The 14,745-nt window shown below is 70.9% G+C and carries 14 protein-coding genes; 7 read left to right on the forward strand and 7 right to left on the reverse strand.

The window, feature by feature from the left end:
• Positions 1 to 17: 17 nt before the first annotated feature.
• A complete protein-coding gene (locus PPSIR1_RS19220) occupies positions 18 to 1,487 on the reverse strand; it encodes a hypothetical protein (RefSeq protein ID WP_006972789.1) in 1,470 nt (489 codons plus the stop codon).
• Between the two features lie 189 nt (positions 1,488 to 1,676).
• Between PPSIR1_RS19220 and PPSIR1_RS19225 the strand changes: the two genes are divergently transcribed.
• Positions 1,677 to 3,380, forward strand: coding sequence for an ABC1 kinase family protein (locus tag PPSIR1_RS19225; protein WP_006972790.1), 1,704 nt, complete (start codon positions 1,677 to 1,679; stop codon positions 3,378 to 3,380).
• Positions 3,381 to 3,399: 19 nt separating this feature from the next.
• Here PPSIR1_RS19225 and PPSIR1_RS19230 read toward each other — a convergent pair whose 3' ends face one another.
• The 3 genes from PPSIR1_RS19230 to PPSIR1_RS19240 all read right to left on the reverse strand — a co-directional run bounded on the left by PPSIR1_RS19230 (position 3,400) and on the right by PPSIR1_RS19240 (position 5,563).
• Positions 3,400 to 4,044, reverse strand: a complete 645-nt coding sequence (locus PPSIR1_RS19230) for an HD domain-containing protein (RefSeq protein WP_053335391.1) — start codon at positions 4,042 to 4,044, stop codon at positions 3,400 to 3,402.
• Positions 4,035 to 4,907 carry a nucleoside hydrolase gene (locus tag PPSIR1_RS19235; protein ID WP_232296509.1) on the reverse strand — a complete coding sequence of 291 codons (873 nt, stop codon included), beginning with the start codon at positions 4,905 to 4,907 and terminating at the stop codon, positions 4,035 to 4,037. The genes PPSIR1_RS19230 and PPSIR1_RS19235 overlap by 10 nt, the downstream gene beginning before the upstream one ends.
• Before the next feature lie 131 nt (positions 4,908 to 5,038).
• Positions 5,039 to 5,563, reverse strand: a complete 525-nt coding sequence (locus PPSIR1_RS19240) for a DUF309 domain-containing protein (RefSeq protein WP_006972793.1) — start codon at positions 5,561 to 5,563, stop codon at positions 5,039 to 5,041.
• 177 nt (positions 5,564 to 5,740) lie between these two features.
• On the opposite strand from PPSIR1_RS19240, the gene PPSIR1_RS19245 reads away from it, so the two are divergent.
• Positions 5,741 to 7,183 carry a monooxygenase gene (locus PPSIR1_RS19245; RefSeq protein WP_157595716.1) on the forward strand — a complete coding sequence of 481 codons (1,443 nt, stop codon included), beginning with the start codon at positions 5,741 to 5,743 and terminating at the stop codon, positions 7,181 to 7,183.
• 24 nt (positions 7,184 to 7,207) lie between these two features.
• Here the strand turns inward: PPSIR1_RS19245 and PPSIR1_RS19250 are convergent, their stop codons facing one another.
• From PPSIR1_RS19250 to PPSIR1_RS19265, 3 genes are read right to left on the reverse strand one after another with little or no spacing between them, the layout of a single operon-like run.
• Positions 7,208 to 7,444 carry a hypothetical protein gene (locus PPSIR1_RS19250; RefSeq protein WP_006972795.1) on the reverse strand — a complete coding sequence of 79 codons (237 nt, stop codon included), beginning with the start codon at positions 7,442 to 7,444 and terminating at the stop codon, positions 7,208 to 7,210.
• The gene (locus PPSIR1_RS43175; protein WP_006972796.1) at positions 7,441 to 8,019 is read right to left on the reverse strand and encodes an RNA polymerase sigma factor; all 579 of its coding nucleotides are present in this window, start codon (positions 8,017 to 8,019) and stop codon (positions 7,441 to 7,443) included. Before PPSIR1_RS43175 ends, PPSIR1_RS19250 begins: the two co-directional genes overlap by 4 nt.
• Positions 8,016 to 10,466, reverse strand: coding sequence for a VIT and vWA domain-containing protein (locus tag PPSIR1_RS19265; protein ID WP_198154552.1), 2,451 nt, complete (start codon positions 10,464 to 10,466; stop codon positions 8,016 to 8,018). Before PPSIR1_RS19265 ends, PPSIR1_RS43175 begins: the two co-directional genes overlap by 4 nt.
• A 280-nt stretch (positions 10,467 to 10,746) precedes the next feature.
• Here PPSIR1_RS19265 and PPSIR1_RS43180 point away from each other — a divergent pair, with 280 nt between their 5' ends.
• The 5 genes from PPSIR1_RS43180 to PPSIR1_RS19290 all read left to right on the forward strand — a co-directional run bounded on the left by PPSIR1_RS43180 (position 10,747) and on the right by PPSIR1_RS19290 (position 14,563).
• On the forward strand, positions 10,747 to 11,265 hold the full coding sequence (locus PPSIR1_RS43180; RefSeq protein WP_006972798.1) for a hypothetical protein: 519 nt from the start codon (positions 10,747 to 10,749) through the stop codon (positions 11,263 to 11,265).
• A 33-nt stretch (positions 11,266 to 11,298) separates the two neighbouring features.
• Positions 11,299 to 11,907: a hypothetical protein gene (locus tag PPSIR1_RS19275; protein ID WP_006972799.1), complete on the forward strand. Its 609-nt coding sequence runs from the start codon at positions 11,299 to 11,301 to the stop codon at positions 11,905 to 11,907.
• Between the two features lie 17 nt (positions 11,908 to 11,924).
• Positions 11,925 to 13,121 (forward strand): cytochrome-c peroxidase, encoded by a 1,197-nt coding sequence (locus tag PPSIR1_RS19280; protein WP_157595717.1) that lies wholly within the window; start codon positions 11,925 to 11,927, stop codon positions 13,119 to 13,121.
• A 114-nt stretch (positions 13,122 to 13,235) separates the two neighbouring features.
• On the forward strand, positions 13,236 to 13,742 hold the full coding sequence (locus PPSIR1_RS19285; protein ID WP_420813366.1) for an AAA family ATPase: 507 nt from the start codon (positions 13,236 to 13,238) through the stop codon (positions 13,740 to 13,742).
• Entirely contained in the window at positions 13,739 to 14,563 is an 825-nt protein-coding gene (locus PPSIR1_RS19290; RefSeq protein WP_006972802.1) for a tRNA(His) guanylyltransferase Thg1 family protein, read from the forward strand. Before PPSIR1_RS19285 ends, PPSIR1_RS19290 begins: the two co-directional genes overlap by 4 nt.
• Positions 14,564 to 14,745 lie beyond the last annotated feature (182 nt).

Consider the following 14,745-nt stretch of genomic DNA (forward strand, 5'->3'; position numbering starts at 1 on the left):
CTCACGCTCCCCGCCCTTCACTCGTGACTGAGCAGGACCGCCCCCTCGACCACCGCTCCGCCGCCCTCCGGGTCGAGGTCCAGGGGCTTCGGCGCGCGCAGCAACGTGTAGAGGTGCCCGTCCGCGCCGAACTCCGAGCCCTCCACCGAGTCCGCCGAGCTCGAACCGAGCACGTGACCCCACAACAGCTCCCCGTCCCCGTCGTAGCGGGCGATGAAGGCGTCGTAGTTGCCGTGGTCCGCGGGCACCACCCCTGCCCCGAGGTCGATCCCGACCTTCCCCCAACCGGAGACGCCGAGGTCGCCGTTGGGCGCGAGCGCCAGGTGCTCGATGGACTCGACGTTGGGTCCGGTCACCATCAGCTCCAAGCTGGCGTCGCCGCTCGGCGTGACGCGCAGCACGTAGCCGTCGAAGCTGCCCGTCCCCGCAGACAGGACCTCTGCGCCGAACTCGAACGCGCCCAAGAAGCCCCCCACGAGCAGCAAGTCCCCCTCGGGGGAGAGCTCACCGTCGCTCACGAAGGCGCCCCCGAGCGACCGCACCCACTCCAGCTCCCCCTCGGCGTCGAAGCGGGCGAGGAAGTTGCCCCAATCCTCGGCCGACAAGCCCTCCCCGCCCAGGTCGATGCTGCCCTCGTAGACCCCCGTCAGGTACAGCCCCGCGCCCCCGGGGTCCTCGGCGAAGATCGTGAAGCTGGCGATGCCCAGCTCGACCGCCTCGCCGTAGCTGAGCACCTCGCTCACCGACGCCTGCGGCGGCTCGGAGCCGTCGAGCTCGGTGCGGATGTTGATGCCCACGCCGTGCGCTGGCGGCGGGAGCTCGAAGCCCTCGAACGCCAGACCGCTCTCGAGCCGCCCGGCGTAGCTGACCCGACCGTCCCCCGCCATGGCGAGGTGGCGGAAGGCGAACAGCCCGTCAAAGCCGAGGGACCAGTCGTGGACCAGGGCCTCCCCCGGCGCTGGCGCTCGCAGACCGACCAGGGCCAGGTTGCGCCCGAACAGATCCGTCGCGGGGGGCAACACCTCCCCGCCGTAGTTCGTGGTGCCGTAGGCGTAGCTCGCCGCCGCGACCACGCGCTCCCCCGCGACGGTCAGGCCGTCGAAGCGGTCGGCCGCCTCGCCGCCGTAGCCCTGGCCCCACACGACCTCACCGCCGTAGTCCACCTGGAGCAGCATCCCGTCCTCGGTCACGGCCTCGAAGGTGCCGTTGGGGACGATGAGGGTCTGGGCAAAGCTCCCGCCCACGAGCAGGCCGCCGTCCCAGGCAGCCAGGCAGCGGGCCGTCCCGGGCAGCGCGAGGTGCCACCGGAGCTCGCCCGGCACGGGGAGCTCCGGCCCGGTGTCGGTGTCGCCCTCGGTCTCGCTCTCCGTGCCGGTCTCGGTCTCGGTCTCGGTCTCACTTTCGTCAGGGCTCGCCGTGTCCGAGGACCCGTCCCCGACTTCGTCGTTCCCTGGCGCGACGAGGTCATCGCCGCAACCCACGGCCATCCACGCCCAGATCGCGGCCCAACACGCGGCGCCAAGCTGGCGCCGGGGGGCACGCCGGTTTCGACCTTCCGTGCGAGAGGCCACACATCAGCATGACCCATCCCCCCCACCGAGACACCACCGCTCGGCGAAAACCCGCGAATCGGCTATATTCCGGCGTCCAGCGGCCTACGCCGCCCGCCAGCCTCCGTGTCGGTCCTCCGCACCATCGTCCATTCGTCCCGCGCCCTCGTCACCACGGCCAAGGACGCCGCGCGTTTTCGCGAGATCATGAGCGTGTTCATGACCCACGGCTTCGGCTGGGTCGTGGCCCAGCTGCGCCTGCGTCGCGAGCTCCAGATCGAGCACGAGGGCGAGGACCTGGGCATGGCCGCGCTGACCAGCCCGGACACGGGCAAGCGCCTGGTCAAGGCCCTGACCCAGCTCGGCCCGACCTGGGTGAAGTTCGGCCAGATCCTCTCGACGCGCTCGGACATCCTGCCCGAGCCGATCATCGTCGAGCTCGCCAGCTTGCAAGACGACGTCGAGCACGTCCCCACCGAGGACATCCACGCCCAGCTCGAGCACAACCTGGGCAAGGACTGGCGCAAGCACTTCGAGTCCTTCGAGGACGAGCCCCTGGCCTCGGCGAGCATCGGCCAGGTCCACCGCGCCGTGCTCGTGACCGGCGAGCCCGTGGTGCTCAAGATCCAGCGCCCGGACATCCGGGCCAAGATCGAGAGCGACGTCAACATCCTGCACACCACCGCCGGCTACCTCGAGGAGGCCTTCGAGGAGGCCCACATCATGGACCTGACCGGCATGGCCACGGACTTCGCCAAGTCCCTGGCGCAGGAGCTCGACTACACCGTCGAGGCCAACAACATGGAGCGCTTTCGGCGGAACTTCGAGGGCCACGAGGAGATCAAGATCCCCGTGGTCCACGGCCACCTGAGCAACGGCCAGGTGCTGACCATGGAGTTCATCGCCGGCAAGAAGTTCGAGAAGGTCATCGCCGAGGGCACGCCCCCCGAGGACCTGGCCAAGGCCTACTTCGACGTCGCCTACAAGATGCTGTTCATCGACGGCTTCTTCCACGGCGACCTGCACCCCGGCAACGTGCTGCTGACCGAGGACAAGCGCCTGGCGCTGCTCGACTGCGGCATGGTCGGGCGCCTGGCCCCGAGCCGCAAGGACAAGGTCGTCGACATCATCCACGCCGTGCTCAACGAGGACCTCGAGCTGCTCGCGCGGACCTTCTACTCCCTGGCCATCCCCCAGGGCCCCGTGGACTACGCCGCCTTCGAGCAGGACTGCATCGCCGTCGCCGAGCAGTACCTCATCGGCGTGCCGCTGTCGCAGATCCAGATCGGCGAGCTCTTCTCCCGCCTGGTCGAGGGCGCCGCCCGGCACAGCGTCCGCATGCCCACGGACTTCACCATGATGTTCAAGGCCATCCTCACCACCGAGGGCCTGGCCAAGGCGATCGCGCCCAACGTCGACCCCGTCGAGCTGGCCAAGCCCTTCATCGAGCAGATGGTCATGGAGCGCTACAGCCCCGAGCGCCTCAAGCAGGTCGCGATGCGCGACTTCCTGGCCTTCTCGGAGATGGCCCGCAGCGTGCCGACCACCGTGCCCATGCTGCTCGAGCACCTCGACAGCGGCAAGCTGCGCTTCGGCGTCAACGACGAAACCCTCGAGCTCCAGCACAAGGCCGCGGACCTGCGCGTGGGTCGAATGATCCGCGCGGCCCTGTCGATCTCGCTGATCGTGTGCGGGACCGGGGTGATCGGCGTCGACGCCCTGCCCGTCGCGCTGTGGGGCATCCCGTGGCTGAGCCTGGTGTTCTGGGGGCTGGCGCTGCTGCTCAACGCGACGCTGCTGCGCAAGCAGGGCATCCTTCAGCCGGAGTGAGGCCGAGGCTCACAGGTCGCTAGGCCTGGCCGAGGCTGGCCAGCTCGCGGCGGAGGTTGGCCCGCGCGGCGTGCTCGTGACGATCGCCAAACGAAGCGCTGTGGTAGAGCCGCTCGCGCTCGAGCTGGGCGCTGAGAAAGCGCCGCCGCCCGGCGACGTAGAGGGACTCGGGAACCGCCGCGAATTCCTGGCGGACGCCCTCGGCGTAGCGGTCGTAGACCGACGGCGGCGCGCCGAGGATGGCCGTGTCGGCGTCGAGGAAGTGGGCAAGGTCGGGGTCGCCCTCGGTGTCCGCCAAGCCGTGCGCCGCCGTGGCCTCGATCATCGCAGCGACCCGCTCGACGTCGACCCCCGACCAGCCGCTCAACCGCGCGCGAGCCAGCTGCGCGCTGCGGGCCTCGTTGTCGGCGCGCAGCGGCTCGTAGATGGCGTCGTGAAACAAGATCGCCAGCTGCACCTCGCGCGGCTCTAGCCAACCGGGTCCTGCCTCCGCCACCCACGCGAAGGCGCGGGCGAGGGCGCCGATGTGGCCGACGCCGTGGTAGCGACGGTGCGCCTCGGCGTAGCGCCCCGCGAGCTCGTCGAGGATGGCCCGCTCCCCCGGCGCCCCCGTCGTCAAGGGGCGCCAGGCCTCGATGGCATCTCCAGCGGCGCTCACGGACACGCCACCAGCGTATCCAAAAAGCGCTCGTGGTCGTAGTCGACGATGATCCGCGTGCCGCTTCCGGGCTCGAGGCGCGAGCCCCACTTGCCGCCCTTGCGGTAGAGCTCGACCTCGGCCCAGGTCCCGATGCTCGGGTCGATGGCGCAGCAGGCCGCGAGCGGATCGTGGAACTTCTTGCCGCTGGGCTTGCGGCGCAGGTAGGCGTCCATGCCCTTCCAGATCAGCGCCAGCGAGGGGCTGCGATCCTTGACCGCCGTGACCCGCTCGTGGACCGCCGCGTCGTAGACCACGCCGTGGCACACGTTCTTGGACACGAAGTGGCGCGCATCGATGCCGGAGCAAGCCAGGGCCGCGAGCGCGGCCTTGGGGTCGCCGTTGAGGTTGTAGGTCGGGACCTCGCGCATGCCCGCGAACTTGGCCAGCTGCCGCTCGCGCGGGACCACGCCCTCGCCCGCGAAGCCGCCCTGGGCGAACAGCCGGCCCAGGCGCAACGGTTGGCCCCGAGCCTCACCCAAGGCGATGGCTCGGCCCAGGTTCTTGAGCGGCGCCCCGGTGACCAAGGTCGTCCCCTCGTCGCACAGCGCCAGCAGCAGCTCGCCCCCAGGCTCGGCCTCGCGCGAGGGCGGGATCTGGCCGTAGACCCGGGTGTGCCAGCCCGAGACGCACTGCTTGCCGTGGTCGAGGTTGTAGGCGCCCACGGGGATGTCGAGGCCCAACCACTCGAGGGCCCGGCGCACCAGGCCGACCTGCTCGGGTGTCCCCGGGGTGATGGTCACGGCCCGCAGCTCCACCCGCGGGTGGCCGCCGAGCATCAGCAAGGTCAGGAAGTCATCGGGGTCGCCGGTCTCCATGTCCCAGACCACCGGCAACCTCGACGGCCCAGCCCCCAATTCAGAGCCAGTCGCTACCGTCGATGTCATCGCTCGCCAAGCTAGCAGAGACTCCCCGCCGCGCCAGCTGGCTCTGTCCGCTCCACGCTTGGCGCGAACACGGACTACGCGTGCCCCTCGGCGCTCGGGTGCTCCCGAAGGCTGCCCGAGAACACCTTGACGACCGGCAGCTCGAGGTCACCGGCGGGGCGTCGCACGACGTGCGCCTGCCTGGCCACGGCCCGGAGGTGGTCAAAGCGAAGACCAGCCACCCGCGCCACGCCAAACTCGGCCTGCGCACGATCAAAGCGCGACACCGCGAGCTCGGCCAAGCGGCTCGCGGGCGCTCGCTTGTCCTGGCGGATCTTGATCCCCGCCGCCGCGACCTTGATCAATCCGTTGAGCAAGTCGGCGAGCGCCCCCTTTCGACCGGCGGCCACCCACAGCCCTTCCCAGGCCTCGTGGGCCTCCCAGTAGTAGCCGCGGTCGAACAGGGCGATGCCCTCGAGCCAGTTGGGGTGGGCCTCGCACTCGGCGACATCGAGCCCTCGGACGACGTCGCTCGGGCGACCGTAGCTGTGTCCGTCGGGATGCCGGGTCGGGTGCGGCCATCCACGGCCGGGCACGAAGGTGTAGGGGGGAAAGTCCAAGAGCGGATCGCCGTGAGCTTCGCGCCGCTCCCCGCCGGGGACGCGGCTCGGTCAGGATAGCGCCGACTCGCTCCTCTCGATCTCCGGGCGGAGCGCTCGTGAAAGCGGATTACAGCCCGATCATTTGACTCCAGACGACTTCATTGTCAGCTTTTCTGGATGGTCGCTCCGAGATGCTTGCCCGCCGCACTCTTCGTCCCTGGCGTGGCGCTGCTCGGGCTCGCGTGCGGCCCCGGTCCCATCGCTGGCGAGCCGGTCGGCGACGTCACGACCGATCCGGGCGCCGGGGCGACCAGCGAGATGGCTGGCGACGAGAACGACGAGGGCAGTGAGGGCAGTGAGGGCAGTGAGGACAGTGAGGACAGTGAGGACAGTGAGGACAGCGAAGACGGCGCCCCGCTGCTCCCGACCTACTGGCAAGACGTCGCGCCGATCACCTACGAGCACTGCGTGGTCTGCCACCGAGACGGCGGCATCGGGCCCTTCTCCCTCGACGGCTACGACCCGACCGTCGCCCTCGCCCCCCTCGCCGTCGAGTCCGTCGTCGCCCGCCGCATGCCCCCGTGGGGGGTGACCGACGACGGCAGCTGCAACAGTTGGCGCGACTCGACCGCGCTGAGCGACGCCGAGATCGCGACCATCACCGCGTGGTTCGACGCCGGCATGCCCGAGGGCGAGCCCGTCGACGACCTCGGCGTGCCCGAGCTCCCCAGCCTCGAGGGCGCGCTCTCGGGCAGCACGCCCGTGTTCGTGCCCGAGGCCATCGGCGGCGACCTGATGGAGAACGACGAATACCGCTGCTTCTTGGTCGACCCGGGCATCGAGTCCGACGGCTACCTGACCGGGAGCGCGGTGACCCCGGGCAACCCTGGGCTCGTCCACCACGTGTTCGGGGTGTTGATCGAGCCGACGCAGGACAACCTCGAGTCGATCGCGAGCATGGACGGGGAGAGCCCCGATCGTCCAGGCTGGCCGTGCGATAGCCCCTTCGCCGGCGTCCTCCCCAAGGCCAGCCCGATCATCTGGGCGCCCGGCCAGGGCGTGTCCAAGCTCCCCGAGGGAACGGGGATGCCCGTCGCGGCGGGCGACCTGCTCGTCGCGCAGATCCACTACAACCTCATCGACCCCGCGCTCGTGGGCCAGAGCGACAGCACGACCTTGCACCTGGAGGTCGAGGACCAGGTCGAGCGCGAGGGGACCTACGAGTTCTATCCGGGCCTGCTCACCACTTTGTTCTCGAGCCAGCCTCACCTGATCCCCCCGGGCGAAGAGGCCCACAGCTTCACCTACACGGTCGGCATGAGCGGGCTCGTCAGCCAATTTGGCGTCGGCGCAGAGCTGTGGGGCGTGTTCCCCCACGCCCACGAGCTCGGCGCCTCGATCTCGATCCGGCTGATCGACGGCCAGGGCAACGAGACCTGCGTGGCCGAGATCCCGCGCTGGGACTTCAACTGGCAGCACTACTACTACATGGAAGAGCCGCTCCTGCTCGACTTTGACGACGAGCTCGAGGTGACCTGCGTCTACGACAGCACCGGAGTGGACGAGCCGACGAGCCCTGGCTGGGGCACACAAAACGAGATGTGTTTCCTGGGCTTGTTCGTCTCTGCGGGGCCCTGAGCGAGCCCGCTCGAGCATCCTGCCTCAACCTTCCCGGCGACCCTGGATGCGCGCGAGCACGGCCCTCGCGGTGCTCGACAAGCCCCGCGGATCGAGGGCCGCCTCGAGGGCCCGCTGGCGCACGCTCAGTTCGTAGGCCTCCGCCCGGCCGCTCGCGTCGAGGTCGTGCCAGGCCGGGTGCGAGCGGGGACCGCCCTCGCCACCGGTGGGCCGCCAGGCCGAGACGACCTCTTCAACCAGAGCGTCTCGCTCGGCGCTCATCGGGCGACCTCCGCCAGGCGAACGCCCGCCCGGGCCAGGCAGGTCTCGACGGCCTTTCGGGCCCGGCGGACGTTCTGCAAGAAGGTGTTGAGGCTCATGCCGACGCGCTCGGCGAGCTCACGATCGGGGCGCAGGGGCAGCTCACCCAGGCGCTGGGCCAGGGCGCGCTTGGGGGGCCCCTTCAGCTGCTCCACGCACTGGTTCAAGGCCGCCCGCAGAGCCGGGTCGGGCTCCACGGGCTCCACCGCCAAGCAGGCCGAGTCCTCGGCCGCCCGGGCCAGGGCCTCCGTCGTCGCCACGGGGACGCGGCGGCGACGGAGCTCGCTGATCGCCTGATTGCGAGCGATGCGGACGCCCAGACGCAGCAGGCCGTTGGCCCGCCCGTCGGGTTCGAAGCGCGGCGCGACCTGCCACACCCGCAGCAGGGTCTCCTGGACCACGGCCTCCACGTCGACGTGCGCGGCGAAGCGGCTGAGGCTCAGGCGAATGCGCGGCTCGGCGCCGGCGAGCCAGGCCGCGAAGGCCTCGGCGTCGCCAGCTGCGATCGCCGGCAGGTGCTGGTCGAGGTCGCTCACAGCTGGATGATCCACTCCTCGGCGCCGACGCGAAAGCGCAGCTGGAGGATCCCGCCTGGGAATGCACCGCGCAAGACCAGCCGTAGAACCTGCCCAGCCTCGAGGTCGCCCGAGGCTGTCGAGCTGCGCGCCTCGACCTTGGCTCGGAGCTCGAAGCCGTTGTCGAGCATGACCTCGACCTGGCCGGGGCGTTTCCAAGTCAGCGCGCTCGAGAGCACGACCTCGAGCACCGCCAGGCCAGCAGTCGCCCGCACGAGCCTGCCCTGCAGCTTCCGCGCCCGCGCAGGCGCGGCCCCCCCCCAACCCTCGCCGAGTTCGCCGCTCTCGCCCTTGGGCGACGCCGGCAAAGGCGGTGGCATGGGAGAAGGTCGGGCACCCCCGCGACCCCGAGACCGAGTCTTCCCCCCACTGTCACGGAGCTTGCGCGCAGACGCCCGCTTGCGTAGGCGACCTGGCGCAGGGGGAGCGGCGGGACTAGGCGCCTGAGCGGGCCCAGGAATGGCGCCGAAGCTCCTTTGCGCTCGATGGCCACTCGAGCCGACGATCACCCCCTCCTCGTTGCGCACGACCCCACCGCTCACCTCGCGCAGGCCCAGGCCCGCCACGCTCATCCCCGCCGGCAGCTGGTGCGGCATGGTCTCGCGCCGCGTCGGTCGGCTCGGATCAACCGTCGCCTCCTCCGACACCGCCAGCCACGAGGTCCGGCGCGTCGAGATCTGAAAGCCCACACCGATGCGCTCGATGTCCGCGTCGCGCTCGGCCCCGCACGCGGCCTCGACCTCGAGGGCCTCGACCTTGGCCCGGGCGAAGCCCTTGACCAGCGCCGCCGAGCCCTCGCCCGCGGCCACGGCGGGCACCTCGATCTCGCGCTCCCAGCTGCCCACGGGCAAGCGCCCGCGCACGGTCAGCGTGCCCCCTTCGGGCCGGAGCGCCACGGGGATCTGCGCGGGCGCGCCCAGGAACAGGTCGGGCACGGTGACGCTCGCAACCTCGCGCAGCGCCGAGCCCGAGAGGCTCAGGTCGACGAGCATGGGCGTGTCCATGTGCGCGACCAGGCGCGCCGCGGCCTCCTCGGCGTCTTCACCGGGGGCGACGATCACCTCGAGCCCGCCGCCCGCGAGCGCCACCGGCCGGGTCAGCGAGCGGTTGACGGAGCTCCCGATCCCGAGGGTGTGCACGCGACAGCCCGGCGGCCGATGCTGGCGCGCGGCCTGGACGATCTCGGACTCGAAGGCGATGAGCCCGTCGGTGATCAGCAGGATCTGCCGCTGCGCCTCGGGGCGGAGGGAGGCGAGGGCCGCGAGAATGCCGTCGCGCATGTGCGTGCCGCCGGAGGCCCGCAGCGCCCCGACCCAGCGCAGCGCCTCCTCGCGCTTGGCCGCGCTCATCGACGCGGGCGCCTGCGACCACCGCCGCACCCGCGACGAGAACTCCACGAGCTCGAGGCGATCGCGGTCACGCAGCGAGCGGATCAACGCCTCGGTCACGGCCTGCGCGTGCGCCAGGGGCTCGCCCCGCATCGATCCGCTGGTGTCGAGCAGGACGATGAGGTCTCGGGGCACCGCCGACACCTCGCGTCCCGGCTCGATCGGCGGCGGCGTGAGCACGAGGCGGCCGTAGCTGTTCGCGGCTCCCAGGTGCGCCGCATCGGGGCGGGCGAGCTCGAGGCTCACGCCCGCGTCCTCGCCCGCGACGACCGGCGCCCCCGGCCAGCGCACGACCACGTCTCGATCCAGGGCCGCGCCCGCGTCCCCGCCGAGCTCGACCTTCGCCCGCCCCTCGACGCGCGCGACGTTGAGCTTGTGCGAGGGCGAGGTCGGCCACGCGCCCTCGGGCAGGGCGTCGGCGATGCTCAAGCTCACCCGCACCCGGGGCCCGAGGGGCTCGACGCTCAGATCGACGACGACCTTCTCGGCATCCGCGACGCGCCCCGGCGCGCCGGAAAAGCGCGGCGCGACCGTGGTCGGGAAGCGCCACTCCCAGCCCGCGAAGCCCCGCGCCCCAGCGGCCGCCAGCCACTTCAGCGGCTGATCCAAGATCAGCTCGCAGGTCACCTCGACACGAGGCGGGACGTTGCCCAGCTCCTGCGTGAACAGGCTCGAGCGCTCCTCCTCGAGCAGCGCCGCGCTCTTGCCCTCGAGCAGCGCGTCTTCAAAGCGCTCGCGGGCCTGCTGCTTGGGGGCGACCTCACCGACGACGCGCTGATCGGCGAAGCAAAAGGCGTAGCCGCTCACCGCCGCGTCCGCGGGCAGGGGCACCTGGTAGGTCAGGCGCAACGGCTCGTCGTGGGGGTTGAAGAAGGTCTGGCGCAGGACGACGCGCCCCAGGCCGGCGGCCGCCTCGACGGTCAGCTCGGCGGCGCGCAGCGGGAGCGTTCGGCCCTCGCTCGAGACCAGCCGAGCGCCAGCGCTGGGCGTCGAAGAAGAGGCGAGGGAGGGGGTCGGCACGGCTGAGTTCATTGTCACTCCTTTGGTGGTTGAGGCGGTGGAGCGAGGCGCCGCGGGGGGCCTCGGCTCCGATTCGGGCGACCAACGCGAGGCGCTCAAAACCAGTGACAAAGAAAATTCGGACTTTCTGAGCTCCCCCTCCCGGGCCCATCGAAATGACACCAAGAGACCCCAGGCTCCGTGAGCTGCGCCTCGCTCGCATCGGTCGGATATTCGTTGACCAGCGTTTTTGATTCATATAACGGTGTCTTAAATGCGAACAACTGTTCAAATCTTTGTCATGGGGCTCCTGTGCCTCGCCCCTGCCTGCACCGACGATGGGGGCTCCGACGAGCTCGGCCAGGGCTCGGAGACGAGCACGGACCCCGATACCGGCGAGACCACCGACACGGACGAGACCACCGACTCCGGCGAGACCACCGACACGGGCGAGACCACCGACTCCGGCGAGACCACCGACTCCGGCGAGACCACCGACTCCGGCGAGACCACCGACTCCGGCGAGACCACCGACACGGGCGAGACCGCCGACTCCGGCGAGACCGGCAGCGTCTGTGAGCCCCCCGGAGACGACTGCGGCGACTGCATGGCCGCGAACTGCTGCGAGGAGATCGAGGAGTGCCTGCTCGACGAGGACTGCAGCTGCTTCCAAGAGTGCGCCGCCGCCAACCCCGACGATCCCCTGAGCTGCGCCGAGCCGGACGCTTGCGACATCCCCCTGCTCTCGCTGCTCGATCCCAACACCGTCGTCGGCCGCATGGGGATCTGCACCCAGACCAACTGCGCCCAGTGCCTCTGAGCTCCCCCTCCCACTCGACCCCCAGAGCCCCCCATGTCCACCTTCCTCCGTTCCCTCCCCCTGGCCGCCCTGGCCCTCACGACCCTCGCCTGCGCCTCGAGCCCCGACGACACCGACGCGGTCGAGGACGCCCACGCCCTGACCCTCGAGGTCCGCCTCGCCCCCGCCGGCGAGGTCCTGCAGTTCATCAGCCCCGCCGGCTCGGTGATCGAGACCCCCGTGGCGGACATCGTCGGCAAGCCCTACTACTCGGCGACCTTCGAGGCCGGCTTCTCCTCCGGCAACGACCTGCCTCTCCACGAAGAGTGGGGGATCGTGCCCGAGGGCCTCGACGTGGACATCGTCAACCCGGCGATCTACGAGGACGACGCGGCCTACGACGTGGTGTTCGTGGTTTACGTGAACACCGAGGCCGGGCCCGGAGGCGAGCCGCCCGCGGCCAAGGCCGGCGACCTCGCGACCTTCACCATCGATCAGTCCGTGATCCGCGAGGGCGACCCGCAGATCGTGCCCGGGGTCGTGCGCGTGGTGATCGAGGGCGAAGACGCGGTCAAGCGCGTGGAGAACCGAGTGCCCAGCGACCTCGAGGACTCCGCCGAGCTGACCGCGGCGATGACCGACACGGTGATGATCGTCCCTTGAGCGAGGCGGAGCCCAGCATGACCACGCGACGACCCGCCATCGCCCCGCTGCTCCTGCCCCTCGCCGTGGCCCTCGGCCTGGGCACCGTGTCGGCCTGGAGCGGCTGCGCCGAGCCGGACCCGCCCGAGGCCGAGAGCCTGCTCGAGCTCCCCCTCGACCCCGAGACGGGCCTGCGCATCCCCGAGCTCCCGCCCCTGCCCCCGACCCCCCAGTGGCCGGACAACCCCTACAGCGAGGCCAAGGCCGAGCTCGGCCAGACCCTGTTCTTTGACCCGCGGCTGTCGGGCTCGGGCCAGGCGACCTGCGGCAACTGCCACCTGGCCTCGGGGGGGTTCCAGTCGAGCACGCCCACGGACGTGCCCGATCGCTCCTACCCCATGCTCGCGCCGGCCCTGCACCGCAACGCGCCCTCGCTGCTCAACATCGTCTACGCCCCGATGATGCGCTGGGACGGCTCCCACTTCACCGACCTCTACGACATGATGGTCCTGCCCTACGCGGAGTCCAACATGAACCTGTCCCAGCTCGGACCCGACGCGGGCGAGTTCGTCGACGTCCCCGGGGCGAAGACGGCCCTGCACCACAAGCTCACCGCCGAGTTCCCCGGCTACGTCGAGCGCTTCGAGCTCGCCTTCGACACCGACATCAGCGAGCTCGACGAGGACCAGGTCTGGCGCCTCGCGGGCATGGCCCTGGCCAGCTACATCTCTCGGGCGACGACCCACGGCTCGCGCTTTGACGCGTGGAACCGCGGCGAGGACGTGGACATCAGCGAGGCCGCCGTGCGCGGGGCCCTGCTGTTCAGCGGCGAGGCCAACTGCACCGCTTGCCACAGCGGGCCGCTGCTCTCGGACTTCGAGTTCCACAACGTCTCGACCTCGCCCCCGGGCCCCGACGGCACCCGCCCCGACGAGGGCCGCTACCTGGTGACCGGGGACGAGGCCGACCGGGGCGCCTTCCTCACGCCCATGCTCCGGGGCTCGAGCAAGACCTCGCCCTACCTCCACGAAGGGATCATCACGAGCGTGCGCGGGGTCATCGAACAAAAGAGCGGGGCCGCGGCCACCGTGGACCCCAACTACGATCCCATCGTGACCCTGGTCCCCGAGCTCGACGCGGATCAGGTCTCCGACATCGTCGAGTTCCTCAAGAGCCTCGAGGGCGCGCCCATCGACGCGAAATACCTCGACGTGGTCGACGACTTCCCCGAGTGAGGTCGAGTCGAGGGCCGACGGTCGAGGCCTCCTGGCCGCGCGCCGGGTCGTGTGAGCGACCCGTGATTGCGCGGCCGCGCAGGGTGATCCATACCCTGGACCATGGACAACACGGTGGATGGTAGCGACGGGCCAGCTCCGGGGTCGGTTCCCGATCCCGCATCCAATTCGGTCCCCGTCGCCGTCGTATTCGTGGGTGTGCAAGCCGCAGGCAAGTCGACCTACTTCGCCCAGCGCTTCGCCGACACCCACGTGCGCTTGAACCTCGACATGCTGCGGACACGCCACCGCGAGCGCGTGCTGATGCATGCGCTGCTGGCCATCGGCCAGCGCTTCGTCGTCGACAACACCAACCTGACCGCCCGGGCTCGGGCGCGCTACGTCCAGGCCGCGAAGGCGGCCGGCTACCGCGTCGAGGCCGTGGTCTTCGAGCTGCCCCTCGAGCTGGCGCTGGCCCGCAACGCCGCCCGCACGGGCCGCGCCCGCGTGCCCGACCGGGCCGTGCGGGGCAGCTACGCCAAGCTCGAGGCCGTGACCGAGGCCGAGGGCTTCGACGCGGTGACCCTCGTCGACTCGACCCAGCCCAATTCCCCTTCACCCACTTCGGAGACCCTCCCATGACCGACAAGACCGCACTGGGCGACCGCATGAAGCTCTACGAGCGAGCCGAGGCCGGTCGCCGCTTCATGCCCCTGCTCCCGATCTGCGCGCGCATCGACGGCAAGCGCTTTAGCCGGTGGACCAAGGGCCTGGCCCGGCCCTACGACGAGCGCCTGTCCGCGACCATGGTCGCGGTGACCCAGGCCCTGGTCGAGGACACCCACGCGCGCGTGGGCTACACGCAAAGCGACGAGATCAGCCTCGTGTTCTACAGCGAGTCCGCCGACAGCCAGGTCTTCCTCGACGGCCGCGTGCAGAAGCTGACCTCGATCCTCGCGTCCATGGCCACCGCGCGCTTCAACACCGAAGCCCGCGCCCGCGTCCCCGAGCGCGCCGACGCCCCGGCGCTGTTCGACTGCCGGTGCTGGACCGTGCCCAACCTCGACGAGGCGGCCAACGCCCTTTTGTGGCGCGAGCGCGACGCGACCAAGAACTCGCTGTCCATGGCCGCGCGCAGCCACTACTCGCACGCCCAGCTCGACGGCAAGCGCGGCCCGGACATGCACGAGATGCTCCACGCCGCCGGCGTCAACTGGAACGACTACCCGAGCTTCTTCAAGCGCGGGACCTTCGTCCGACGCGAGCGGGTCAGCCGGCCGTTCTCGACCGAGGAGCTCGAGCGCCTGCCGCCGCGCCACGCCGCGCGCGCCAACCCCGACCTGGTCATCGAGCGCACCGTCGTTCGGGCCGTGGACATGCCGCCCTTGAACCGCATCCGCAACCGCGTCGCGGCGCTGTTCGAGGGGGCCGAGCCCGAGCTCTTCGAGGCGGACCCAGCCTGAGCGCGCGCCAGCGACGAGGGGCGACCTTCGGCACCCGCCGAGGTCGCCCCTCGCTTTGTCGAGCCGCGACGCTCAGGCGGGCGCGAGCGCCATGGGCCCGAGGAAGTCGCCCTCGCCCAACGCCACGCCGCGCTCGCGCCCTGCGCTTGATCTGGCCCGCTCCGGTCTGCGAGCATCGAGGG

It is taken from the genome of Plesiocystis pacifica SIR-1 (assembly GCF_000170895.1).
Classification (GTDB): Bacteria; Myxococcota_A; Polyangia; order Nannocystales; family Nannocystaceae; genus Plesiocystis; species Plesiocystis pacifica.

Coding starts and splice junctions, on each gene's coding strand:
- PPSIR1_RS19220 (WP_006972789.1), bottom strand. CDS start 1,487: ATGGCCGTGGGTTGCGGCGATGACCTCGTCGCGCCAGGGAACGACGAA.
- PPSIR1_RS19250 (WP_006972795.1), bottom strand. CDS start 7,444: ATGAGCGCCGAGCGAGACGCTCTGGTTGAAGAGGTCGTCTCGGCCTGG.
- PPSIR1_RS43180 (WP_006972798.1), top strand. CDS start 10,747: ATGGGGCTCCTGTGCCTCGCCCCTGCCTGCACCGACGATGGGGGCTCC.
- PPSIR1_RS19275 (WP_006972799.1), top strand. CDS start 11,299: ATGTCCACCTTCCTCCGTTCCCTCCCCCTGGCCGCCCTGGCCCTCACG.
- PPSIR1_RS19280 (WP_157595717.1), top strand. CDS start 11,925: ATGACCACGCGACGACCCGCCATCGCCCCGCTGCTCCTGCCCCTCGCC.
- PPSIR1_RS19290 (WP_006972802.1), top strand. CDS start 13,739: ATGACCGACAAGACCGCACTGGGCGACCGCATGAAGCTCTACGAGCGA.